This is a genomic window from Microbacterium sp. YJN-G (assembly GCF_015040615.1).
Classification (GTDB): domain Bacteria; phylum Actinomycetota; class Actinomycetes; order Actinomycetales; family Microbacteriaceae; genus Microbacterium.
Genome location: NZ_CP060402.1, coordinates 359020 through 383080 on the forward strand (window position 1 = coordinate 359020; position 24061 = coordinate 383080).

The 24061-nt window shown below is 63.9% G+C and carries 23 protein-coding genes, 1 tRNA gene and 1 pseudogene; 16 read left to right on the forward strand and 9 right to left on the reverse strand.

The genetic code is table 11. From position 1 onward, the window contains the following. The first annotated feature begins 38 nt into the window (after positions 1-38). Together H7694_RS01640 and H7694_RS01645 are read left to right on the forward strand one after the other, a co-directional pair. Complete coding sequence (locus H7694_RS01640; RefSeq protein ID WP_193597851.1) at positions 39-1061, forward strand: LacI family DNA-binding transcriptional regulator; 1023 nt, start codon at positions 39-41, stop codon at positions 1059-1061. Between the two features lie 152 nt (positions 1062-1213). Continuing rightward, positions 1214-1305 (forward strand) — tRNA-Ser (locus H7694_RS01645). 19 nt (positions 1306-1324) lie between these two features. Here H7694_RS01645 and H7694_RS01650 read toward each other — a convergent pair. The 3 genes from H7694_RS01650 to H7694_RS01660 are packed head-to-tail and all read right to left on the reverse strand — an operon-like array spanning position 1325 to position 3280. Further along, the gene (locus H7694_RS01650) at positions 1325-2476 is read right to left on the reverse strand and encodes a tyrosine-type recombinase/integrase (RefSeq protein ID WP_193597852.1); all 1152 of its coding nucleotides are present in this window, start codon (positions 2474-2476) and stop codon (positions 1325-1327) included. Next, positions 2473-2697, reverse strand: a complete 225-nt coding sequence (locus H7694_RS01655; RefSeq protein WP_193597853.1) for a helix-turn-helix transcriptional regulator — start codon at positions 2695-2697, stop codon at positions 2473-2475. Before H7694_RS01655 ends, H7694_RS01650 begins: the two co-directional genes overlap by 4 nt. Beyond that, positions 2690-3280 (reverse strand): hypothetical protein, encoded by a 591-nt coding sequence (locus tag H7694_RS01660; RefSeq protein ID WP_227468234.1) that lies wholly within the window; start codon positions 3278-3280, stop codon positions 2690-2692. Before H7694_RS01660 ends, H7694_RS01655 begins: the two co-directional genes overlap by 8 nt. 114 nt (positions 3281-3394) lie before the next feature. On the opposite strand from H7694_RS01660, the gene H7694_RS01665 reads away from it, so the two are divergent. Both H7694_RS01665 and H7694_RS01670 read left to right on the forward strand, forming a co-directional pair. After that, the gene (locus H7694_RS01665) at positions 3395-4063 is read left to right on the forward strand and encodes a ParA family protein (protein ID WP_193597854.1); all 669 of its coding nucleotides are present in this window, start codon (positions 3395-3397) and stop codon (positions 4061-4063) included. A 482-nt stretch (positions 4064-4545) separates the two neighbouring features. Continuing rightward, positions 4546-4812 (forward strand): glutaredoxin family protein, encoded by a 267-nt coding sequence (locus H7694_RS01670; RefSeq protein WP_193597855.1) that lies wholly within the window; start codon positions 4546-4548, stop codon positions 4810-4812. A gap of 125 nt (positions 4813-4937) precedes the next feature. Here the strand turns inward: H7694_RS01670 and H7694_RS01675 are convergent. The 3 genes and pseudogenes from H7694_RS01675 to H7694_RS01685 all read right to left on the reverse strand — a co-directional run. After that, a pseudogene (locus tag H7694_RS01675) lies at positions 4938-5208 on the reverse strand (CNNM domain-containing protein); the annotation flags it as partial. 109 nt (positions 5209-5317) lie between these two features. Beyond that, a complete protein-coding gene (locus tag H7694_RS01680; protein WP_193597856.1) occupies positions 5318-6316 on the reverse strand; it encodes a TerC family protein in 999 nt (332 codons plus the stop codon). Positions 6317-6731: 415 nt separating this feature from the next. After that, positions 6732-7277, reverse strand: coding sequence for a hypothetical protein (locus H7694_RS01685; RefSeq protein ID WP_193597857.1), 546 nt, complete (start codon positions 7275-7277; stop codon positions 6732-6734). A 229-nt stretch (positions 7278-7506) separates the two neighbouring features. Here H7694_RS01685 and H7694_RS01690 point away from each other — a divergent pair, with 229 nt between their 5' ends. The 4 genes from H7694_RS01690 (at position 7507) to H7694_RS01705 (ending at position 10509) form a co-directional block, all read left to right on the forward strand. After that, positions 7507-8550, forward strand: coding sequence for a TerC family protein (locus H7694_RS01690; RefSeq protein ID WP_147040069.1), 1044 nt, complete (start codon positions 7507-7509; stop codon positions 8548-8550). Beyond that, a complete protein-coding gene (locus H7694_RS17630; protein WP_206495394.1) occupies positions 8543-9004 on the forward strand; it encodes a hypothetical protein in 462 nt (153 codons plus the stop codon). Before H7694_RS01690 ends, H7694_RS17630 begins: the two co-directional genes overlap by 8 nt. 2 nt (positions 9005-9006) lie before the next feature. Next, complete coding sequence (locus H7694_RS01700) at positions 9007-9480, forward strand: hypothetical protein (RefSeq protein ID WP_193597859.1); 474 nt, start codon at positions 9007-9009, stop codon at positions 9478-9480. 111 nt (positions 9481-9591) lie between these two features. Beyond that, positions 9592-10509 (forward strand): cation-transporting ATPase, encoded by a 918-nt coding sequence (locus tag H7694_RS01705; protein WP_193597860.1) that lies wholly within the window; start codon positions 9592-9594, stop codon positions 10507-10509. Between the two features lie 349 nt (positions 10510-10858). Here H7694_RS01705 and H7694_RS01710 read toward each other — a convergent pair whose 3' ends face one another. Both H7694_RS01710 and H7694_RS01715 read right to left on the reverse strand, forming a co-directional pair. Further along, complete coding sequence (locus H7694_RS01710) at positions 10859-11812, reverse strand: zeta toxin family protein (RefSeq protein WP_193597861.1); 954 nt, start codon at positions 11810-11812, stop codon at positions 10859-10861. A 37-nt stretch (positions 11813-11849) separates the two neighbouring features. Further along, the gene (locus tag H7694_RS01715; RefSeq protein WP_193597862.1) at positions 11850-12086 is read right to left on the reverse strand and encodes a hypothetical protein; all 237 of its coding nucleotides are present in this window, start codon (positions 12084-12086) and stop codon (positions 11850-11852) included. 490 nt (positions 12087-12576) lie between these two features. Between H7694_RS01715 and H7694_RS01720 the strand changes: the two genes are divergently transcribed. The 3 genes from H7694_RS01720 (at position 12577) to H7694_RS01730 (ending at position 17322) form a co-directional block, all read left to right on the forward strand. After that, positions 12577-12789: a hypothetical protein gene (locus tag H7694_RS01720; protein ID WP_193597863.1), complete on the forward strand. Its 213-nt coding sequence runs from the start codon at positions 12577-12579 to the stop codon at positions 12787-12789. 205 nt (positions 12790-12994) lie between these two features. Beyond that, positions 12995-15808, forward strand: coding sequence for a DNA methyltransferase (locus H7694_RS01725; RefSeq protein ID WP_227468235.1), 2814 nt, complete (start codon positions 12995-12997; stop codon positions 15806-15808). Next, positions 15805-17322 carry a hypothetical protein gene (locus H7694_RS01730; protein WP_193597864.1) on the forward strand — a complete coding sequence of 506 codons (1518 nt, stop codon included), beginning with the start codon at positions 15805-15807 and terminating at the stop codon, positions 17320-17322. The genes H7694_RS01725 and H7694_RS01730 overlap by 4 nt, the downstream gene beginning before the upstream one ends. Before the next feature lie 116 nt (positions 17323-17438). Here H7694_RS01730 and H7694_RS01735 read toward each other — a convergent pair whose 3' ends face one another. Next, positions 17439-17771 (reverse strand): hypothetical protein, encoded by a 333-nt coding sequence (locus H7694_RS01735; RefSeq protein ID WP_193597865.1) that lies wholly within the window; start codon positions 17769-17771, stop codon positions 17439-17441. A 61-nt stretch (positions 17772-17832) separates the two neighbouring features. On the opposite strand from H7694_RS01735, the gene H7694_RS01740 reads away from it, so the two are divergent. From H7694_RS01740 to H7694_RS01760, 5 genes are all read left to right on the forward strand, one after another. Next, on the forward strand, positions 17833-18852 hold the full coding sequence (locus tag H7694_RS01740; protein WP_193597866.1) for a DUF5677 domain-containing protein: 1020 nt from the start codon (positions 17833-17835) through the stop codon (positions 18850-18852). A gap of 377 nt (positions 18853-19229) precedes the next feature. Continuing rightward, positions 19230-20279 (forward strand): hypothetical protein, encoded by a 1050-nt coding sequence (locus H7694_RS01745; RefSeq protein WP_227468236.1) that lies wholly within the window; start codon positions 19230-19232, stop codon positions 20277-20279. Beyond that, entirely contained in the window at positions 20267-22348 is a 2082-nt protein-coding gene (locus H7694_RS01750; protein ID WP_193597868.1) for a sensor histidine kinase, read from the forward strand. The genes H7694_RS01745 and H7694_RS01750 overlap by 13 nt, the downstream gene beginning before the upstream one ends. Beyond that, complete coding sequence (locus H7694_RS01755; RefSeq protein WP_193597869.1) at positions 22332-22991, forward strand: hypothetical protein; 660 nt, start codon at positions 22332-22334, stop codon at positions 22989-22991. The genes H7694_RS01750 and H7694_RS01755 overlap by 17 nt, the downstream gene beginning before the upstream one ends. Beyond that, positions 22988-24010, forward strand: coding sequence for a ComEC/Rec2 family competence protein (locus H7694_RS01760; protein ID WP_193597870.1), 1023 nt, complete (start codon positions 22988-22990; stop codon positions 24008-24010). Before H7694_RS01755 ends, H7694_RS01760 begins: the two co-directional genes overlap by 4 nt. Positions 24011-24061 lie beyond the last annotated feature (51 nt).

Here is a 24061-nt window from a genome sequence, read left to right on the forward strand (position 1 = left end):
CCCGCGATTCGCGGGCCGGACTCGGAGAGGGACGCAGCATGGCAGTGGGCGTGAAAGACGTCGCCGCCGCCGCCGGAGTGTCGGTGGGAACGGTGTCGAACGTGCTCAACCGGCCCGACCGCGTGTCGGAGCGCACCGTCGAGCGCGTGCAGCGCGCCATCCGCGAGCTGGGATTCGTGCGCAACGACGCCGCCCGCCAGCTGCGGGCAGGGCGCAGCCGCAGCATCGGGCTGGTCGTGCCCGACATCGGAAACCCGTTCTTCGCCGACGTGGCACGCGGGGCCGAGGATCGCGCAGCGGATGCCGGCATGACCGTTCTGCTGGGCAACAGCGACGAGAGCGATGAGCGCCAGCAGGCGCACCTCGAGCTGTTCCAGGAGCAGCGGGTCAACGGCGTGCTGCTGACCCCGGCATCCGAGGATCTCACGGCGCTGCGCCGGTTCGCCGCCGGCGGGATGCCCGTGATCCTCGTCGACCGCGAGGTCGAGGAGGGCATCTTCCCCTCGGTGTCGGTGGACGACGTGGAGGGCGGACGGCTCGCCGCCCGGCACCTGCTCGACGCCGGGCGCCGCAGGCTCGCGTTCGTCGGCGGACCGCAGTCCGTGCAGCAGGTCGCCGACCGTCTGCAGGGCGCGCAGGCGGCGGTCGCCGAGGTCGACGGCGCGGCGCTCGAGGTGATCGAGCAGCCGTCACTGACGGTGCTGCAGGGGCGCGAGGCCGGCGAGGCGATCGTCGCGCGGGCTCCGGATGACCGGCCGGATGCCGTCTTCGCCGCCAACGACCTGCTGGCCGTCGGGCTGCTGCAGGCGTTCAGCTTCGGGTCGGGCGTGCGCGTGCCCGAGGACATCGCGATGGTCGGCTACGACGACATCGACTTCGCCGCCGCGACCGTCGTGCCGCTCAGCTCGGTGCGCCAGCCCGCGCGCCTGCTGGGCTGGACGGGCGTGGACCTGCTGCTGAAGGAGCTCGACGGCGTCGAGCACGACCGCCGCGTGCGCTTCCAGCCCGAGCTCGTCGCCCGCGACTCCACCGCCTTCTCCTCCCGCCGAAACCCCTCATGATTGCCGACACCCCTCATGATTCGCGCGATTCACGAGGGGTCTCGACACTGCTGAGGGGTATCGGCGGATGCTGTGCCCTGCGGATTCGTGACAGCACCGCAGAACCGTTATGATTGCATGACGCATCAGCGCGCCTCGCGTGCCGGATGTATGGAGACGTCGCATAGTCAGGCCTAGTGCACCACCCTGCTAAGGTGGAGTCCCCTCACGGGGACCGAGGGTTCAAATCCCTCCGTCTCCGCCATAAAATTCCTGGTCAGGGCTTAGATCCCAAATTCTGGTCGATCGCTCGGGCCGCTCGGCGGGGCCGATTCTGGGCCCCAAGTGTACGTGGAGTGTACGCGGTTTTGAGATTTGCTCTCCGCGGCCGCGAGCCGGTCCACGAAATCGCGGCGTTGCCCCTCACCCAGGACGTGTGCGTATGTAGTGAGGACTGTCCGAGCCTCGTCCCCCAGATACTCTGCAACCTCGTTGATCGGCGTGCCCAGCCTCAACCATGTTGAAGCGGCGAAGTGCCGAAGCGCGTGCCGGCGGAACCCGAGCGGAAACTTGCGTACCAGGTTGGCGGAGAGCTGTCCGCCGAGCTGGTTGGTGAAGACATAGCTGCTGGTTGATCTTCCGGCGGCGTGGGCGTGGAAGATCTCGACCGCTCGCGGGGATAGCGGGATCGATCGAGTGCCGCGCCAGGACTTTGGGTTCTTTTCCGCGTACCCATCCGAGTGGGAACGTCGAACGTTGAGCTGTGTCAGTCCGTGCTCGCTGAGCCAGCTCACGCGCGCGGCTCGTGCTTCACCCCACCGGATGCCGGTCAGGGACATGAACTCGAAGACGTCGGCGATATCAGACCGTCGCTCGCGGAGCAGGGCCAGAGTGGACGTGACCTGCTGGGGCGTAGGGATCTCGCTGAGGCTGAGCGTTCGCTGCGCTGCCGTGCCGAGCTCGGGGATCTTCTTCATCGTGCGGACAGGGTGGGGCTGGCGAAGCAGATCATGTTCAGCGGCGTACGTGAACAGGGCGCTGAGCGTCGTCCGCGCTCGCGCGACTGTTGCCGGGGCTTTTCCTGATTGGAGCTCGGCAAGCAGATGCTCACGGACGTCCTCCGCCTGGATCGACGACACCGGTCGGACCAACAGTCGCTTCGACAGCGCGGCTAGGTTGTGGTTGTCCGTGTCGATCGTGTGCGGGTTGCCACTCGCGCGTGCGCGCTGGAACATCGCCACCAGTTCGCCCAGGCTGATCGACTTTGTCGGCGGTAGTGGGCGACCGGTGGTAAGCAAGTGCTTCTGTTCTCGTTCCCATGCCTCGGCTTCGCTCTTTCGATGGAAGGTCTTGGTGGCGACTTGGACATTCCCGACCTTCACCCGGGCGAGGTATCTCGTCTTGCCGGCGCTCGTCTTTCGTGTTTCGACACTCATGTCACGATGCCGGCGAGGCGCTCGACGTCGATCCGGCGATAGATGCGCTTGTGCTCAGTGATGTGTACGGGTGGCACGGGGGCTTTGCCGTCGACGGCGAGGTGACGCAACGTCGTGCGGTGGATGCCGAGGAGCAGTGCTGCTTCCTCTTCGGAATAGAACAGCGGCGCGAGTGCCGTGGTGGGCGTGGCGTCTGTCTCGGTGAGTTGGGCGTTATCCATCTGCCTGGCGGCCGACGTTGTACGTCATGCCCTCCAGGCGTCCCGCGTCGCGGGCCTTCCTGATCCAGTCGGATGCCGTGCGGTGCGGGATATCGAGCTCGACCTGTACGGCACGAACGGGGGGTGCGCCAGAAAGTGCGGCGGCGCCGTAGAGGATCTCGATGACCTCCATGCGCTCGTCCTTCGTCCCGCGCTTCACTGCCGCGGCTGCCATCCAGGGCGGGATGATCCTGCCTTCCGTTGAGGTGAGATCTGCGATCGAGGTCCAGCCCGCGTCGGGCTCGTCGGTGATCCGAACTGCGATGCAGTGAGGGATCGCTGCCTGCAGGATTGCGACCGATGCAGTTCGTCGCAGTGCCTGTTGATCGAAGTCGTCACGTGTCGCGCGGTTGATGATCGCGGTGACGATGTAACGGCCTTCGTTCGCGTTGTAATGCGCCTCGATGGTTGTCTCCACGCCGGCGTCATCGTCGGTGGTTGTAGCGACGAATGCCGGGGCTATGCGCAGCGCGGACCCGACGGGCTGCGTGGCGGAGTGCCACGTCATCGTCTTGCCCTCGAGATTGTTCACGTCGACCTTCACCCCCTTAGTTTGTCTTACCGCGCTGGAGATTCGCAGATCCTTCTTGCCAAGTGTACGACTAAGGCGTTTACTTGTGTCAATACCCAGTTTCTATTCGCAAGATGGGCGGCAATCATGACGGAACTGAGGATCATCTCTGCGGTGAACCAAAAGGGCGGGATGGGAAAGACAACGGTCACGATGCAACTTGCAGCTGCTCTGTCGCGCCGGCACCACGTACTCGTCGTCGACGTCGACCCGCAGCAGTCGACGGTGTGGTGGGCGGAGAACGCCGACCGCCGCCTTCCATTCGACTTCGCCGGCAGGCAACATCCGAAGGTGTTGGCGCGTCTGGAGCATCTCTCTGGCGACTACGACTTCGTGATCGTGGACACGCCCGGGAGCCTGGACGATCCGCGCACGCTCGATGTCGTCGTCGATGCGTCGCACCTCGTGATCGTGCCGCTTGCGCCGGAACCGCTCGCCGTCGAGCCGACGATGCGAACGATTGAGCGCGTGATCGAGCCCCGCGCTACCCGCTTCGGGGTGCTGCTCAATCGCATCGATCCTCGCGTGCACGGCCAGCTGCACACGTGGACCCACCTGCTGGACGTCACGCTCGGCGTGCCCCGCTTCGACGCGTATCTCCGCCAGTACAAGACGCAAGCGGATGCACCGGTGCTCGGCAGCCTCGTGACGACGGTTCGGGACAACCGAAGAACGCAGGGAGCGATCTGGGACGTGACCCGTCTGGGGCACGAGGTTACGGAGCAGCTCAATCCGCAACTTCAAGGAGCATGGTGAGCCATGGCACACGTGGACTAGGGTGCGAGGCTCAGTGAGACGCGCGAGCGATTGCGACGTCAGGAGGGCGGACGGGAAGAGCCGACCGCGAAGTTCGCGCGGCTCACGCGGAAGGAGACGCGCGTTCGTGAGGACCAGTACGTCGAGCTCTCACACCTGGCACGGGCCCTCATGCGAGACCGCGTCTCGCGCCGCGAACGGATCACCGAGAACACGCTGATCCGCGTCGCCATCGACCTGCTCCTCGCGCAACGTGACCAGCTTCGCGGCTCTGACGAGGGCGAGCTCCGCCGTTCGATGATGCCCGAAGTTCCGGACTTCCGAAGTTCGGCGGTTGCGGAGACTGGAACGTCCTGCGCCCCGGACTCTCGAACGACGGATGCCCCAAACTCCCGAAGTTCGGGCATCGCAGACTCGCCGACTTTCGGACCTCGGAACTACGAGCCTCCGGAACCCGCCAAGTCCCGATAGGGGAGGCGATCATGACGCAGGTCACCGTGTACTCGACCGGGCCCACGTGCCAGCGCTGCCGGCTCACGTGCCAGCGGCTCGATGCGCTCGGCATCCGGTACGACCTCGTGGACATCCACGATGAGCACAACGCCGCAGTCCGCAGGTTCCTGGTGGACGAGCTCGGATATCGTGAAGCGCCGATCGTCCAGGCGGGCGACTCGCGATGGGCCGGCTTCCGGCCGGATCTCATCGACGGCGTCGCTAAGCGAGCAATATTGCCGTCTGATGCATCATGAAAGAGAGCAAGGTCGAGCCCACGCCGCAGCGAGAAGTGGGTACTTGTGGCGTTGCTGAAAGAGGTTGGCCCCGAGATCGGGAACCTCGGCAGGGCATTTGCATCAATGTCTGGTCTGATGCATCACAGCGGAGCGACAGACGGTGCGATGGAGGTCGCACCGTAGGCGGCCGAAGCGAATCCCTGCGACGGTCACACCGATCTGCACCGCCGACAGGAACGTGTTGGGGTTGCGTGCCAGCGCGGCGGCGCGCTCACCACGCCGGCCGCGCGCGGCGATCGCGTTGACCTGGCTCTCGCGGAGGGTGACCAGCGCCATCTCGGTGCGTGCGAAGACGCCGCCGATGAGCACGAAGGCGATGACCAGCGCGATGTTCAGGATGAGGTCGCCGTTCATCGAACGTCAAGCCCTTCGTCAGCGTACGCCCGCCGAATCGGCCGGTCGCCGGGTCTGTCGGGGTCGGGGGAGGGATCAGCGCGGTGCAGGATGCTCACGAGAGTTCCTTCTATGTGTCATCGGCTGAGACCTGCTCGGCTGGGCGGCGGTCGCCGCGGGTCTTGATGAGGCTGGCGATGGTCGCCACCGCGATCGTCCCGGCGATGAAGAGTAGCGAGAGCCAGATCGGGATCTCGGGGATCACCGTGATCGGCTCGCCGCCGTTGATGAACGGCAACTCGTTCTTGTGCAGGGCGTGGATGAGCAGCTTCACGCCGATGAAGGCCAGGATGACAGCGAGCCCCTGCGCGAGGTAGACCAGCCGCTCCAGCAGGCCGCCGATCAAGAAGAACAGCTGGCGTAAGCCCATGAGCGCGAACGCGTTGGCGGTGAAGACGATGTACGCCTCTTCGGTCAGCCCGTAGATCGCCGGGATCGAGTCGACCGCGAAGATGAGGTCGACGAAGCCGATCGCGATGATGGTGAGCAGCATCGGCGTGGCCCAGCGGCGCCCCTGCTGCACGATCGTGAGGCGGTCGCCGTGGTACTCGTCGGTCACGCGCATATGGCGGCGCACGAAGCGCATGAACCTGCCGTCGGCGGGGTTGGAGTCGCCGTGTGTGAAAGCCTGCCGGTAGGCGAGGAAGAGCAGCAGTGCGCCGAATCCGTAGAACACCCACGAAAAGTTCTCGATGAGCGTCGCGCCGACGGCGATGAAGATGCCGCGGAGGATCAGTGCGATCACGATGCCGATCATCAGCACCTTCTGCTGATAGATCTTCGGCACGGCAAAGCTTGTCATCACGATGAGGAAGACGAACAGGTTGTCGATCGACAGCGCCTTCTCGGTCAGATACCCGGCGAAGTACTCACCGCCGTACGTCCAGCCTGACACCATTCCGATGCCGACGCCGAACAGCAGCGCGAGACCGATGTAGAAGGCCGACCAGCGGGCGGATTCGCCTATGGTCGGCTCGTGGGGCTTGCGCACGTGCGTGTAGAACTCGTAGACGAAGAACGCGATCGTGACTGCGATCGTGATGATCCAGACGAGCGGGGTGATGTTCACAGCGGGGTCCTAACCGTGGCGTGAGCGGATCAGTGCCAAGGTCTTCTCCATCCTCGTGATCGAGGACCGGTGGCCCGGGATGCGGCGTGCATCCGTAATGACGAGCCGACTGTGGCGGAGTACTCCCCTTGGACTTCCAAGTATGCATGTCCTCGCCGTGTTTCCTGAACAGGTCGTGGTGGGCTTGCACGATGACGCCTTGGTGGGGAAGCCGAGGCGGGTGGCGATCTCGAGGACGCCGGATACCTGGAGCGGGAGAAGCGCGGTCGGCGCAACCACTACGTGTTGTACCAGGACCGTCCGTTGCGGCATCCTGCGAACGCCGCGCATACCGTGGGCGACCTCATCCGCGCGTTACTGGACATCCACTAAGACACGCGCGTTACCGCTCGGCTCAGCGGATGCCGGGGCGCGGTCAGTGCACGAGTGCTTTGAGAGCGATCAGCGCGAGTCCCATGCCTGCCGTCGCGGCGGCGGTGACCACCTTCACCAGGGCGGGGTCGTTGCGTTGCCGGGCCGCCCACCATCCCAATATGGCGAGGGTGACGACGCCTCCCCACAAGGAGATGTCTACGGCGGCATCCATCGATAGTCCGAGGAGCGCGGCCGCGGTCAGGCAGGCGACCGGGACGATGAGTGCCCACAGGAGTCCGGCGGAGCGTTGCAGGCCTTCGCGGACCGCTTCTCGCCAGCTCATTGCGCGGTTGCCGACGATCTCGGCGTAGACGTGTGCACCCCAGAACACCAGGACGGTGCCGATGGTGCGCGCGATCAGGACCGGCAGTCCCGGGTTGTAGAGAGAGAACGCGGAGATCAGCCCAGCGGTCAGAACGGTGCCGTAAACGGCCTCCGCGTTCATGGCCCTCGACACCCACGGGTATCGCCGCAACCCGGCATCGACGTCGAACCCCGAACCCTTCACCCGCCACCACCACTTCGCCGTGCAGCTCGAATACAGCATAGTCCTGCCAGAACACCGCGAAAGCGCCCCCAGGCTCGCCCATCTTTTGACCGTGGTTCCGGGAACTTCTCGCGAGCCGACTTGACGTGAAGCATACTTCTCCTGTTTGATGGGGCAAGAAGGGGAGTAATCCTCGCTCCGCATCGTCAATACGTTCCCGCCTCGGGATCCGGTGCGCAGGGCCGTCAGTCCGATGAGACCTTCACGAGTATTCGTGGAGGTCTTTGATATGTCAGTGCCGTTGTGGGCGTGGTTCGCCGTCCTGGGCGTGATCCTGGTGATGCTCGCCGTCGATCTGGTCGCACACCGCAAAGCCCATGTGATCGGTGTGCGGGAAGCCGCCGCGTGGTCGATCGTGTGGGTCGTGCTGGGCGTGAGTTTCGGTGTGCTCGTGTGGTCGCTGTGGGGGGCGGAATTCGGGCAGCAGTACTTCGCCGGCTACCTGATCGAGAAATCCCTCGCCGTGGACAACGTGTTCGTCTGGGCGATCATCTTCGCCGCATTCGCCGTCCCCCGCGAGTACCAGCACCGGGTGCTCTTCCTCGGCGTCCTGGGCGCCCTGATCTTCCGCGGGATCTTCATCGCCGCCGGCGCCGCACTGATCGAGAACTTCGCCTGGATCCTGTACGTGTTTGCCGCGTTCCTGATCTACACCGGATGGCGGATGTTCCGCTCCCGCAACGACCACATTCACCCCGAGAAGTCCAAGATCCTCAAGGCCTTCCGCCGGTTCGTGCCGATGACCGACGCCTACCACGGGCAGAAGTTCCTGATCCGCAAAGCCGGAATCGTGGTGGCGACGCCGCTCTTGGCGGTGCTGGTCCTGGTGGAGATCACCGACATCATCTTCGCCGTCGACTCCATCCCCGCGATCTTCGCCGTCACCTCCGAACCGTTCCTGGTGTTCACCGCCAACGCGTTCGCCATCCTGGGGCTGCGTGCGATGTACTTCCTCCTCGCCGACCTCATCCACCGGTTCATCTACCTCAAGGTCGGGCTCGCGTTCGTCCTGATCTGGGTGGGCATCAAGATGCTCCTCCTGGACGTCCTCTACATCCCGACCACCATCAGCCTCGCCGTGGTGGCCACCATCATCACCGTCTCGATCGTCGCCAGCCTCCGTGCCACCCGAGGCCAAGGACGACGTGAGGTGCAAACCGAAGCCGCCGGGGCGTTCCGCCTCGCCAGCGACGAGGAGCTCGCCGCCGCGGAGCCGGTCTTCCGCCGCCGCGGCAGAGTGCCCGCAGAACGGAAGGTGAGTTCCGATGACTGACCGTGACCCCTCGGCGGCCCTGGCCCCCGATTCCCAGCCGGTGAGGAGGGGTCGCCGAGGTTCGACGGTGGCGGTAGTTGTGTTGCCGCTGCTCGCTGTGACCGGGATTCTCGCAGTCGCGTGGACTGTCGGTGTCGGTGACCGCTGCGGCGGACCTCTGCCGGGGTGCGGGAGTCTGCGCAACGCGGGAGACAATCCGGTCACCGTGCGTGAGGTCACGGATCAATCCGTGACGGACGTTGTCGTCGCGGCGGGGCAGCGGGTCTTGCTCGGCGGCTCGAGCAACGAGCTGCACGTGGATGCGGGGCAGTGCCTCATCGTCGAGGGAGGTCCGTCCTGGGACGCCCGGACGGTGATCGACCGGACTGCTGCGGCCACCGGTGTGTTGCATCCGATTGATGACTGGGGCGCGCGTGTGCAGCTACACGACGATGCCTGCCCGGATCGGAGCTGATCGTGATCACGAAAGAACACGATCTGTGCTTGCTGCATTACGGTCAGCTCACCACCCCGATCGACCGCGTCATCCTCGAAGCGCCCGTATGGCCCAACGATCTCCGCTCGTTCGTCGGGGACGGTGAGCGGTGCGTGCACATCGCCCTGCCGCGCCAAAGAGTCCGGTGGAACGGACTGTTCACCGCGGTTCGGCTCCTCGCAGAGCGCACCGCACATGTGGGAGTACACGTGCAGCCGGAGCGGGCAGGGTTCAGCCTCGACCCGGCGGTCTTGCTGCATTCTCGCACTCGACGGCACCGCGAGATTCTCACCGCGGTGCTCGCGGATGCCGCCGCCGCGAGGGTTGAGCTGACCCCCGAGCAGGTGCGCGTCGAATCCTACTCAGCCACACGTTCTTCCCTCCGCCTCCCACCCTCCGCAGGTCGGGCACAGGCGTGGGGAGTGATGTCCGTGGCATGGCTCCCGCTCGCCTGACCTGCCACGTGATCGACCAACGTTCGCGAAGCAGGAGGGACGTCCACTCGCCCGGAAGAGGCGCACTCACGTTCCACAGAACCCCAGCACCTACCCAGAAGGAAGACGCTCATGACCATGTTTGACCGCCTCACCGGCCTGGCCCAACGGGCACTCAACAAGACCCCCGCGCCTGCGCAGACCCCTGGCAGCGAACCGCGCGACTGGAAAAGCACACTGCGTGGTGCGGTGGGCGCGATCACCGGCGCCGCGCCCACCCCGCCTGCCCCGGGCAGCGCGCCGGCGACACCCGTCCCGCCAGCGGGACCCGGGCATCCGCTCAGCCCACCTGCCGGCGCACCCGCCGGCACCGCACCCTCGAAGACCGTCGGGCTGACCTCACCCCCGGCAAACGATCACGCGTCCGAGCGTGCCGCAGTGGCCCGCTACGAATACCTCCTACATACCGCCGAGCCTGCCCAGTTGGAGCGGATCCACGCCGATGCGTTCAGCCGACTCACTCCTGCAGAACGCAACCAAATCCAGGCGCGACTGCGGACCGAACTCCCCCTCGCAGAACAGCCCCGCACATCCCAACCGGCTGATCTTGCCCGCACCGCCACCCGCGCCGAGGCAGCTCGGCCTGGTGCTCTGGCTGGGATCCTCGCTCGTACCCCTCGAACCGGTAACGCCACCACCGGGCAGAGGGCCGGCGTGGCCGCCGCCGGTGCTGCCGGTGGGCTCTTGGTTGTCGTCGCTGCCGGCGCGATCGGAAGTGCCATTGCCGCGCCTCTTCTTGCCGAAGCGCTCACCGCGGGCGTCGATTTCGATGCTCTTGCCGGCGCGATCGACCTTTCCGCGCTTGCCACGGGACTGGAGGACGTCACCGCCACAGCCACCGACTTTGCCGGCGGGGCGAGTGATCTAGCTGGCGGGGCGAGCGACCTCGCTGCCGGAGCCACAGCGGGCTTGGGCGAGAACATCAGTGGCTTCGGGGAACAACTCTCCAACATTGACATCCCTGGCTGGGGAAACCTCTTCGGCAGATGACTGAGGCCATCACGTCATTTGACCTCGGGCTGCGACTGGGGTGGCCATCGGAGTGAATTAGTCGGCTGCGAGAGGTCGACGCTCCGCGCAACCGACCAATACTGCACCCCTCAGTATTGACTCTCCGCCAGTCCGCGGGCTGGGCATCTCGTAGGTCCGAGACGAGATCGAGAGGCGGGCAGCCCCGCCGGCTGCAAGAGGGTAGCGGACGGCACCCCGCTCCGTGCCGCGCTTTCGCGGCATATCCTCCCTCGCTGCGCTCGGTCCGGTATTCCACGACGCGGCACTGCGCAGCGCACCGTCCACTAGGAGTCGGCAGCTATCCGGCCGGAGCAGGAGTGCGGGCAGCTCAGCGTGAGATCGATGTCCCTGGTGTAGCTGGGGTGACGGTCGGGGCTGCGATATCAGGCGAGACGTAAGGGACAGAGCGCTGCTTGAGCGCTGCGAGGCTCGATCGCAGGGAGGCCAGCTGGATGGGCACGACCTTGGAGTCCGGGGGAACCGGTAGATCGGGCACCACCTTCCGGATCGCCATCTCGTGAAGCTCGATGATCGACTCGACCGCAGCGTGAGGAATCGAGCGCAGCGATTGCGCGTACGCGGTCATATGGCGCAACTCGCTCAGCCACTGCGTTGCTTCGAGGGCGGACATCCGCTCAGAGCATGACGCGCGAAATGCGGCAGATACGTCGGCCATCGCCATGGGGTCGGCGCGGTGAGCATCGAGCACGGTCTGCCCTCGTCGGCCGATCACCGATACGCGTTCGACGGCCGAGTCAGTCACGGATGCCGAAACGAGCGCATCAACATCCGCGAGGCTCCGCTCATTCTCCACAGGGGTGACGAATCGCGACTGCAGACCCTGCTGCATCTGCCGCAAGCCTCGCGACGTCGCCGACAACAGACTCTCCTCGTTGCGGGCGGCGGCGACGACGACGTGCACTTGATAGTTGGAGGCCGCGAAGCGGCGTGCTACAGCAAGCGCAGTGCTCGGTGAACGGAACGCACCCTCGAGAAGCAACGAATAGCGGTTCTCACGCGCAGAAGCGATGCTCGCTTGCAGCCAGGTGGCCGCGGCCTCAGACAGTTCGTTCCGGCCGGCCACTGACGCACGGAAAGACGGGTCGAGATAGCGCGGATGAAACGCTTGAAGATCCTCGCTCGAGATCGGAACGAGATTGCCGCCATGCATTCGTCGAACCAGCGCGATCGCTCGTCCGACGCCCGTCCCCGTTGCTCCGGCAAGCAGGACCAACACCGGGTGCGGATCGGGCTTTGCGCCGTGGAACACCGATCGCAGCACGAGCGTCTCGAGGTCCGCGGCGGAAGTCTCTGGAGGATTAGCCACTAGCGGGCCCGACGTTGTGGATCGCGTTAAGTTTCGCGACGACCTCGTCGCGATCGAATCCGTTCACGTTGTAAAGCTCCGAGCGAGCCTGCGCGATCCGAATTGCGACGCTCGCGTCATGAGCTTCGCTAGACGCGAGGAGTCCGGCTATGGCTACGCGTGCCTCGTCGCGGAGCGCCTCATAAAGCACCGCATCGTTCACTCGCCATTGTGAAGGGCGCTGGGACATGTTGACTCCTTGCCGCGAGTTTACCAATGGCGCTGGTGCAGGACCGGCCCGGGAATCTGCGGTGTCAGAGGCGCCCCCTACGATCGCGGTGGGCCGGGGAAGGGGACCGGTGTGGGATCGAGTAAGCGTCTCGCGGAACTGTATGCCAAGTACGCGGCTGAGAAGCACCTCGCGAGATTGATGGAGGAAGCGCCCCTCCAGTCACTCGCCTCCCGAGAGCTGGAACTGGACCGGCTGCCGGTGACGATCTACCCGCACCCACGAGGATGTCAGGCCTGGGTGCGTATCGGGCCACACGCGGTCCGTGTTTCGGCCAGGATCGTGCGGTCGACTTCACGTGCCGCCGGGATTGAGTTTGTCGTCGAGGAACGGACAGTACGGTGCTGGGTCTGGGGTTCGGCCGTCGACGTGGAAGCAGCGGACGAGGAGGCGTAAGGTCAAACTTCAAGGCCCCACATCTGAGTGGATCGCCGCGCGCGGACTCTGGCCAATGAGCGCCGATCCAAGCGAACTCGTGATTCCCGACCACGTGCTGAACGACGTGGAGCTCTCGCTCGCGACCAAGGGACTGTTCGCGCTACTCGTCGCGTCTCAAGGACAACCCATCGACCCATTCGACGACGCGCTCGAAGACCCAGCCGACATCTCGGCAGCGATTGACGAGCTTCTCCTGGCGGGACTGACTGTCCGCGTCGTGAGATGAGCGCAGCGGCTGTTGAAACGCAGTCGACTCGAACGGGCTGCGCATCATTCCGCGGCGCACGTCGCACGTCGATCCCCAAGCGCGCGCTGAACGATAGCTGGACCCTCGTGAGCAATCTTCGGTCCTTCGGTAGGGAGCCCCGCTGCGAGATTGGCGCAGGACGCGCTCGCGTTACGCGGAAGGATGATGCTGGGCGGCTACCGTAGTGACCGTGCCGAAGTCGTTGTCGATGAATGAGATCCGAACTCGAGCCGCGCAGTTCATCCGCGACTGGGAGGACGAGCCCGGTGACGAGAAGCAGCAGGCGCAGTCATACGTTCGGGACCTGCTCGGAGTGTACGGAATCACTCAGACCCGCGCTGCCTTCTATGAGAAGCGCGTCAACCGCTCGTCGACCGGCTCCCGCGGATACATCGACGCGCTGATCCCCGGCCTCGCGCTGATCGAGATGAAGTCTGCCGGCAAGGATCTCGTCGCGGCAGAGCAGCAAGCGCTCGACTACATCGACGATCTCCCCGATCCCGAGGTTCCCCGCTGGGTTCTGACGAGCGACTTTCATCGGCTTCGGCTGCTCGACCTGCATGCCAAGGACGACGGTGTCCGGGAGTTCACTCTGACCCAGTTGCGGGATCACGCCGACCGACTGGCCTTTCTCGCTGGCTACGGGGAGCGCACTTTCGGGTCGAAGGCTCAGGAGGAGGCGTCGATCAAGGCGGCGAAGCTGATGGCGTCGCTGTACGAGGCCCTCGAGGATTCGGGGTACGACGATCACGAGGCGTCGGTGTTCTTGGTGCGCACTCTCTTCGCGCTCTATGCCGATGACGCTGGGGTGTGGGATCGCGATCTGTTCCTAGAGTTCCTCGAAACGCGTACCGCCCAAGACGGCTCTGATCTCGGCCCGCAGCTGTCGCTGCTTTACCAGGTCATGGGCCGAGAGCCCAGCCGGCGGCAATCAAACCTCGACGAGCTGATCGCACGCTTCCCATACGTCAACGGCGGCATCTTCGAGGAATCAGTGTCGATCCCCTCGTTCGACACTGGAATGCGCGATCGGCTGATCGCCGCGGCCATGTTCAACTGGTCAGCGATCTCGCCGGCCATCTTCGGCAGCCTCTTCCAAGCAGTCAAAGACAAAGCCGCTCGCCGCGAGCTCGGCGAGCACTACACCACCGAGACCAACATCATGAAGGTCATCGGTCCAATGTTCCTTGACGAGTTGCGGCAACGATTCTCTGACGACTACCACGACACCGGCAAGCTCAAGAAGTTGCGCTCTGACATGGGGCAGATGCGATTCCTCGACCCGGCGTGCGGCTGCGGCAACTTCCTCGTGGTCGGCTATCGACAGATGCGCGCGCTCGATCTCGAGATCCTCCTACGTATCCAGGAGCTCTCAGGCGACACCGCCCGCACGATGTTCTTCACCGAGGAGCACCTTTCCGTTCGGCTGTCGAGCTTCCATGGCATTGAGCTCGAGGAGTGGCCGGCCCAGATCGCCGCCACTGCGTTACACCTGGTGGAACACCAGGCGAACCAAGCGATGGAGCTGGCTCTGGGCGCCGCACCGGACTCCCTTCCGCTGGACAAGATCCGAAGCATCCAGGTCGGCAACGCACTGCGCGTGGACTGGGGCGACGTCGTCGAACCGACCGAGCACCTGTACATCATGGGCAACCCGCCTTTCCTCGGTCACGCGACTCGCTCGCTCGAGCAGGCCCAGGAGTTGCGGGACGTGTGGCGTCGCACAGACATCGGCCGGCTCGACTACGTCACCGGCTGGTATGCAAAGGCGCTCGAACTGTTCAACCGACAGAGGTACGTGGGGGAGTTCGCTTTCGTCTCCACGAACTCGATCGCGCAGGGCGAGCCGGTACCGGCGCTGTTCGGCCCTGTCTTCGCCGCCGGGTGGCGCATCAAGTTCGCTCACCGCACGTTCGCGTGGACGAGCGAAGCACCCGGCGCCGCCGCAGTGCACTGCTCTGTCATCGGATTCGACCGAGCACAGAAGAAGCGCGCTCGACTATTCGACTACTCGGGCAACGTGAAGGGCGAACCCATCGAGCTGCCGGTCACCGGACAACTCAACGGATACCTGGTGGACGGGCCCAACGCGCTCGTCGAGCAGCGTCGCACGCCACTGTCTCCGCAGCTCCCGCCGATGGTGTTCGGCAACATGGCCCGTGACGACGGCAACCTCCTCATCGAGGCGGAGGACTACGACGAAATCGCCGCAGACCCCGTCGCGGCGAAGTACATCCGACCGTTTGTCGGTGCGCGTCAACTCATCCACAACGAGCCGCGCTGGTGCCTCTGGCTTGTCGATCTGGACCCGAGCGACATCGCCCGCTCGCCCGTGCTGCGACGCCGCCTGGACGCCGTCCGGCAATTCCGAGCGGCCTCCACTGCGGGGTCCACTCGGCAGATGGCCGAGACCCCGCATCTGTTCGGTCAGCGCTCGCAACCCGACACTCCATATGTGTGCGTGCCACGTCACGCTAGCGAGACCCGACGCTACTTTCCGACCGCCGTCTTCGCACCAGAAGTGATCTGCGGGGACGCGAACTTCAAAGCCGACGATCCAGATGGCATCGCGTTCGCAACCATTTCCTCGTCGGCTTTCATCGCCTGGCAGAAGGCGGTGGGCGGTCGTATCAAGTCGGATCTCCGCTTCTCGAACACGCTGACCTGGAACACATTTCCGCTGCCGCCAATGACGGACAAGGAGCGGGCCGCCATCATCGCCGGCGGCCGGGCGGTGCTGGACGCGCGAGCGCTACACCCTGAACGCTCGTTGGCAGACCACTACAACCCCCTCGCGATGTCCCCGGAGCTCGTGCGAGCACACCGCGAACTCGACTCCGCGGTTGACAAGTGCTTGGGGCTAAGAGGCGCGGTCACCGACGACAACCGGCTGCGCGCGCTGTTCGCCAGCTATGCCAAGCTCACGACAGCCGACGAACTATCGATCCCCGGCAAAGCATCCCGCCGAAGGAATGTCCAGTCGGGTGCCACGAGATGACCGAAAGAAGCTGGCCGTACCCCACCGTGCCCGTTCGTGGCAGTCTCACGGTGGACAGCGACGGCGAGAATCAGCGGTGCGCGTGTGGAAACTCTTCGTACGCGCAGGATTGGAACCACGCTGATCAGACCGGCCAACTGACATTCGAAGCGTCCGGATCGTCCGAGCCTGAGGAGTTTGCGGTGTGCCCCTCGTGCGGCCGGGTATACAGCAACGCCGATCTCTTCCAATCCGACGACGGAATTGTCGCGGCCGTCGCTCGATACGACGTGAACACCCGAGTCTTCAAAGCAGCGCGTGTGCAGTATGACCGGGAGGCGTACACCGCCGATCCAAGCCGCCCAGCGCTTACCACAAGACGGGGAGCCGAGTTTGAGGACTCCTGTTATCAGGTTGCGGTGCACGCCCAGGACTCCGCCATCGGTCGAGTCGGTGTCGTGCTCGAGGCGATCGCTCACGCTGCAGACAGAGCAGGTGACTACGAGTGCGTCGACATTGCTGTCGCCTACGCGTCCGCGGAGGGGGTTCGACTTCTCGAAAACGCACTAGCCGGCCCGAGTTGGACGGAAGCCCGTAAGAGATTCCTCGTCAGTTTGGACTTCGGTTTCACCCAGCCGAAGGCGCTCGCGCGTCTCAGCGAGATCAGCAACGCGGAGGTTCGTATTCCCAATGGGCGAGAGGTGCTGGGGTCAGCTGCCCTGCGACCACAAACGGCCTTCCACGCCAAGGTGTACAGCTTCGGCGTTGAACAGTATCCGTACCTGCGCGCGTTGGTTGTCGGATCTGCCAACTTGACCGCAAGCGCGCTCTCGACGGGCGCCGAGGTGGTCACAACTCAGACCTGGAAGTCGTACTCAACAGCTGCCCTGAACGACTTGAGACGCGCACGATCTGTCCTCGAATGGTTCCGGGACACCTGGAAGAATGCGGACGCACTCGCTGACGTGCTCGATGAGTATCGGGAGAAGCGCCGCGCGCTACCGAGGCCTCCGCGAATCCGTGAGGAGAGGACCAAGGCAACGCGCCGTTATCTGGCCTCCCTGGAAGACCATGAGATCTCCGGAGATCTCTCCGTCCAACTCGCGGCGGCCAAGGCGCTGTGGATCGATGCCTCGTCAGTGATCCGTAACCGGGGCGCTCTGCCGGGAAGTCAGCTCAACACCCCTCGAGGGACTCGCGTCTTCTTCGGTTTCGCGTCAGAGAAGGTGCCAAGAGACACCACTCTAGGGTCAATCGATCTGCGCATCGTCGGCCACGCCTACCACGACCGCACCATCCGCTTCAGTAACAACGGTATGGACATCATCAATCTGCCAATCCCCGAACAGAACGGCGTCGAGACTTATCAAGGTACGTTCTTGCTCTTTGCTCGCGACTCCCCATGGAGTGACGGTCGTCGCAGTTACACCCTGACGGTCACGGACGCAGCAGGAGTCGACGTGAAGAGGGCGTCCGCCGCCAACAGTGTTGACTTAAAGATGAGTAGCGGTAGAAAATACGGTCTGTTGTTCTGAACAACGGGCGACCGGCCCGCCCAGGAGCCATCCCTTAGCGGTCGATGTGCGCTTGAGGGGGCCGCCTAGCGATGCTAGTCAGCTACACCGCCGAGACGCGGGGTGCGGGTACCTCGCTATCCACCAGCGTTCAGTTCGGCCTCGTACTCCGCGGCGGAGTCCACGAGCTCCCGCTCCTCGACGAAGTTGTCCACCGCCCGTAGATACGGGCGAGGGGAGTCGCTGCCGTTGCTGCAAAGCACGTCGTCGCACCACTCATTGTCATACGTCGGAGAGTACGTGCACGACCAGGAGCCCAGCCCGAGCTCTTCACGTATGAACTCCTCATAGCCCGGCTGAGGGCGTTCCTCGATCTCGAAACGGCGAGTCGGGCCTGAGCAACCCGAGACGACGCCGATTAGCGACACGACCGTGACGAGGACCGGCGTCTGCCTCCCCAGAAGCGCCATGCTCCCCCGGCTCATGTCGTGCCGCACCGCGAGATGCCCTCCTATGGGACACGATGAGTGGGTGCAACAACTCTTCGATCCTGACGACGCCCCTGAGTTGAGGCGAGAGAAGGCGTTCATCTTCGGCACCGCTCCGAAGCTCGCCGGCGATTTCCTCAGAGCGGGGCGCGAAACGCGTATGAGCCGGGCGTCGAAGGATGCAAGCGTCGCAGAGGATATCGCGCACGTCTGGGCGCGCGGTTGGACGGTTCTTGACGCAGTGATCAACGCGATGGAACAGAGCAGCGCGCTCATGTTCACCAGGTCGGAGGTCCTCGACGACCACGCAGACGTCCGAGAAGCGCTACTTCTGCTGCAGAGCGCCACGACCCTTACCCTGCGCGAAATCTCGGAGCTATTGCGAGCTGGCTACTTGTCGGGTGCTGCGGCACGGTGGAGGGCACTGCACGAGACAGCCGTGACGGCTGTCGTCGTCGCTGAGGGAGGACCTTCTATTGCGCGGCGTTACATCGACCATGGTGTCACCACGCAGCTTCTCCGCTTAGAAGCGTTCTACCAGCAACCTCACCCGGACGCACCACCTGCCGCTGAGCGCGCTGAGCGGATGCAATTGGTTGCAGACCTCATTGCGAAGCACACGATCCCCGGCGAGACGGTCAGTTTCCGACGTCCGTACGCGTGGGCAACGCCGGTCATGCCAGCTCGGGCCAAGGATGGCAAGCACCTGGAGCCGAACTTCACTCGACTGGAGGCCGTCGCTGGGCAGATCGACATGCGCCTGCTAGTTCAGCACGGCGCTCACGGACATGTTCATAACGACGCTGGAGCAGTGCGGACGGCCGTCCTGAAAGACGGCAACCTGCTTCTGGCGGGTCCGCGTTCTGATGAGGTGCAGACCGTCGCTATACCCGCACTGCGAACCATCGTCGTCGCCGCAGCCGCCACGCATCTAGGCTTTGAGCCTCAGCTGGATGAGTTTGGTCGCTTGATCAGTTTGACTGGCGCGGCGATCGCTGACCTCGCGGCGACGGGCGTGCAGGCGTTCGAAAGCGTTCACCGGTCTTCACAGATGCTCTTTTGACTCGGCGGGGGCGAGCGCAGGGTGCGGCCCTGTTTCGACGTCGGCTTAGCGTCGGAGTCCTACCCCGACTCCGAGTGGCACCCAGAGGACCCGCCAGATTCGCCCCTGGCTGCGACCGTCAATGGAGCGCCGGCAACGAATGCCCCCGTAGGCTGATTCTCGATGAGCTTCACGACACAGCCGCGGCATGCACGCACGCGACGCGCCACGTCAGCATGGCCCGGGGCGCGGCGCGTCGCGAGGGCGCTGGCCGGTAGGAGCGGGTACCTGTGACGTCGGAGGCTTTTCGCGCTTACGCCGAGACGTTCGCGCCGACTGACGGCGATGGACCCGGAGACTATGTTTCGCCCTACGATGCGCTCCGCCGCCTCGCAGACGTGGACACTCTTCGCCAGAAGGGGACGTTCTTCACCGCGAGTCAGCTTGCCTCCGAGCTGTGGGAACCGGAGCTCGCCGGCCTGCCGGAGGGCGCCGTCATACTTGACCCCGCGAGTGGCGCCGGAGACCTGGTGATGCCGGTAGTGAAGTGGGCTGCCCACACCGATACCGCGATATCCATCCGACTGAATGACGTCGAGGATGTCTTCTTGCCTATTGCGCGGTCGCGGCTGTTGCACGCGGCAGAGTCGGTGACGGTGAAAACGACATGTTCGGATTTTTTGGCGGACACCAAATTTGCTGAAGGTGTGACACACCTGGCTCTCAATCCCCCGTACTTTTCGCTTGAGTCTGAGCGCGTATGGGGCAGCGGTAGAGTCAGCGCGGCGGCGGTCTTCGTTGAACACGCACTTCGCCATATGAAACGTGGGTCGACACTGCTGGCCGTGTTGCCAGACGTGCTCCGGTCTGGCTCACGCTACGGAAAGTGGCGCGATTTTGTAGAGTCGACTGGCGCAGTCGGCCGCGTAGCTCCCTGGGGACAATTCGACAGTCACACCGATATCCACGTTTTTCTCCTCACGGTCCGCGTCGGCTGCACCGGTCCGCACGTCCCTTGGGTCAGGGACGACGGCGCGCGCGAGCGGCTGCAAGATCACTGCGAAGTTCGAGTCGGACCCGTCGTCCCACACCGTGATGCGGACGAAGGACCAACCGTGCCGTACCTGACGGCGAAGAATCTCGCGACGGGGAAGCCGGAACGACGCCGGTTCGCGGGTCGGTTGGAGCGCGGGCCGCTGGTTCTCGTCAACCGTACGTCGCGCCCGGGTGATCGGCCGCGCCTACGAGCCCGGATCCTTTTAGACACGACACCGTCCGCCGTTGAGAACCACTTGCTTGTCGTTAAGCCGTTGGATGGCACCCTTCAAGGTTGTGAGACGATCGTCGAACTACTGGGCCGGGAGTCCACCTGGGAATTCCTCGACGAACGAATACGATGCCGACACCTGACAGTTTCTGCGCTGAAGGAGATTCCATGGCGGACGTAGTCGAGTCGTCTGCTCGGATTCGGTTCTCGCCTGCCATTCTCCGACGGCTGGGCGAAGAGCTGAATCCAAGCATCGACCAGGGCATCATAGAACTCGCCAAGAATGCTTACGACGCGGACGCCACTGAATGCAACGTGTGGCTTGATCGCGACGGCGATCCCAAGACGATCGTGGTTGATGACGACGGTTGTGGGATGACCGCTGATGACATCTTGGACGGCTGGCTCGTCCTGGGAGGCTCGAGCAAGAGCACGCACGAATTGACCGCGCGCGGACGCCACCCTGCGGGAAACAAGGGCCTGGGACGGCTTGCTGCGCTGCGACTGGGGCGCGTCGCTCACCTCCGATCTCGGCCCGGTGATGGGTACGAGTACTCGGTGCTAATCGACTGGCAGCGATTTGAGTCTGTTCAGACCGTCGACGATGTCGAACTGGAAGTGGAACGTATCCCCACGGCTGCACCCCGGGGCACAACAATCGAGCTTCGGCAACTCCGCGGTCCCGTCGGCAGGGTTGACGCCCGGCGGTTGGCTCGTGCCCTCGTTCTACTCGCGGACCCATTCAACGACGCCAAGGGATCCTTCCGCCCACACTTGCATTCGGATGTGTTTGCGGACTTGGCGGCGCAAGTCGAGCAAAGGTATTTCGACCAAGCGGAATATCACCTGGTAGCAAGTGTGCGCGCGGGGATAGCTTCAGCCCGGGTTGAGGACTGGCGCGGCGAGGCGCTCTGGACCGCTACCCATGAGAATCTCTCTGGGAGTATCTCGCCCTACGAGGTCCCCGACTCCGATGTTGAACTCTGGGCGTTCATCATGAACGCGCGGTCATTTCAATCGCGATCAGTTCAGCTCTCGGCCGTCCGAGAGTGGCTCGAGAGTTTCGGCGGTGTGCATATCTATGTCAACGGGTTACGGGTAGCTCCATACGGCAACCCCGGGAACGACTGGCTCGACATGAATCTCGCGCGAGTGCGGAGTCCTGAGGAGCGCCCGAGCACAAACACCTCAATTGGGCGCGTGCGTGTCACTGATGCGCAAGATCTGCTCAGTCAGAAGACCGACCGTTCAGGTTTCATAGAAACGCCGGCATTCGAAGAATTGCGCCGGTTCGCGACAGATTCCCTCAATTGGATGGCTCACAAGCGGCTAGAAGCCGCTGAGCACAAACGCCGCGCTGCTCGGGTCGAAGTCGCGGAAAGAAAAACACGTAGCGAGAAGGCCGTCGCCGACTCAATCGAGCAGGTTCAGGACGACGAATCTAAGGCTGCGCTGCAACGTGCCTTTGATCAGTATCAGCGCGACCGTGATCGTGAGGCGGAGACCCTGAAGCGGGAAGTGCAGCTCTACCGGACGCTCAGCACAGCGGGCATCACAGCGGCCACATTCGCGCACGAGTCCACCGGAAATCCGATCAAAGTCATCGGAACCTCCCTTACAGGAATCGAGAACAGACTCAGACGCAACCCCCAAGTCGACTACGACTCGGACTATGCCGCCGCAGTCACCAGGATGCGCGGGGCGACATCCGCTTTGACCGTCCTTTCGACAGCTACTCTCGATCTGATCGCGGCTGACAAGCGTCGTCCCGGCAAGGTGTACCTGAACCAAGCAGTCCGCGATGTGTGCTCGAATTTCGAGCCCTTCTTCGCGGGTCGCGCGGTTGAGCTTGATCTCAAGATCGAGGGTGGCCGCGAACCATTTACCCGCGGCTCGGCTGCTGCGCTTGAGTCAATCGTCACTAATCTCATCAACAACTCATTGTCCGCGTTCGAGCAGTCGTCGAACGGAGCGCGTTTGCTTGAGATCATCACGACGCACGATGCCGACACATGGCACCTTGCGATCTCGGATAATGGTCCTGGCATCGTTGGAATTACGCTGGATGAGATCTGGCTCCCCGGACATACTCAGCGAGCCCAGGGAACGGGGCTTGGACTCACCATTGTGCGCGACTCGGTAAGCGACTTGGGAGGACGAGTTTCGGCGATCGCGAACGGCGCCCTAGGCGGGGCGACGTTTACGATAGAGATCCCCACAATAGGAGAAGACGATGGCGCACTCTTCTGACTCGTCAAGCCCGATCGCGATCCTCGACGACGATAAGAATGTTCGCGATGGCCTCGCTTACGCCATCGAAAGCGACGAGTGGGAACCCATCGATCAGCCGGGGCCACTCGGAACAATGGAGGACTTCCTCGCCCGCAATATTGGCGCTGTTGGTGCAGTCAGTGACCACAAGCTCGCCCCGGCAGGCTACGCACAGTTCACCGGCGCACAACTGGTCGCGGCCTGGTATAGGCGAATGTTCCCCGCTCTCCTCTGCACGACCTACAACAAGTCCGCGGTGGACGAGTTCCGATCCTTGCGCCGATGGATTCCCGTGGTGATGCCACCCGACGGACTCACTCCGGACACACTCGGGGTTGGTCTCGAACTCGTTCGCAAGGAGCAACAGGGCGACTTTGTCGCGGAGCGCCGCCCGTGGCGCGCCGTCGTGCGATTCACTGACTACGCCCCTGAGAACCGCACGGTCTACGCAAAGCTGGCGGGCTGGAGTTCCGAAGCGGTGGCATTACGTGAAGTCGATCTGCCTGACGCGCTTCGCGAGATCGTCACACGCAAGCCTGACTTCCTGTGTCATGCCGAGGCGAATCTGGGCACTGTGAGCGGTGACGAGCTTTATCTCTCGGCATGGGAGTTCGAAGCGTGACCAGCACATCGGTTGACGCTCCACCAGGCCTAGAGGTCGTCGTTCTTGATGTCGGGCATGGCAGTTGCATCTTCATCTCCACTCCAACAGCGACAGCACTCGTGGACACAGGCCCGAATGGTGCAATCCTCGAGTTTCTTCGTGAGCGAGGACTGACGTACATCGATGTTGTAGTGATCTCCCATGCAGACCACGATCACATCGGCGGATTGTCAGCCCTGCTTTCGAACGGCATCGGGATCGGTCGTGTCATCTGGAACTCCGACGGCATGAAACGCACGGACGCATGGCTGAGTCTTGCGTACCAACTCGACGACCTCGCGGAGTCTGGTCAGACAATCGCAGACGATGAAGCAGCAAAGGGGATGGACATCTCAGAGCTCGGCCCACGAGTCGCGATCGAGGTCCACGCGCCACGACTGCGCTTGCGGAGACTGGGTGTTGGCGGCCGGGACAAGTCTGGATCACATATCTCGAGTAACTCAATGAGCGTCGTGGTCCGTGTGACAGTCGATGGCGAACCCCTCATAGTCATTCCGGGCGACCTGGATTCAGTTGGCCTGAGCCATCTCTCTGACACCTCGACGCTCGACCTCCAAGCTCCTTACTTGGTGCTTCCCCACCATGGCGGTCTCATGGGCACTCCTGCAGCGACCCCCGCAGCGATTGAGCACCTCGTGCGCGCAGTTGACCCGACCGTAGTGTTCATATCGAATGGACGCACTGCACGTTGGGACAACCCGCGCGATGACGTACTGATGGCCGTCCGCAGAGCGAAGCCTGAGTTGCCAATCGTGTGCAGTCAGCTGTCGAAGTCGTGCTCGGCCGCAGCACAACCTCGCACAATCGCGCCGGAGGCGTATTCGGCGGGATGGCGGAATGGTTCATCGTGCGCCGGCACGATCAAACTCACGCCGCAGAGCGGCATAGGCCACACGTTTGACAGGTCGGAGCACTCGAGGTTCATCGCGAGCCTCCCCACCCCGCGGTGCATCGCTGCGCACAGGCACGCCCTCTAAACGCAGTACACGTCGGCAACGCGCGACCCGCAGTCCGGCTCCTGAACGCAC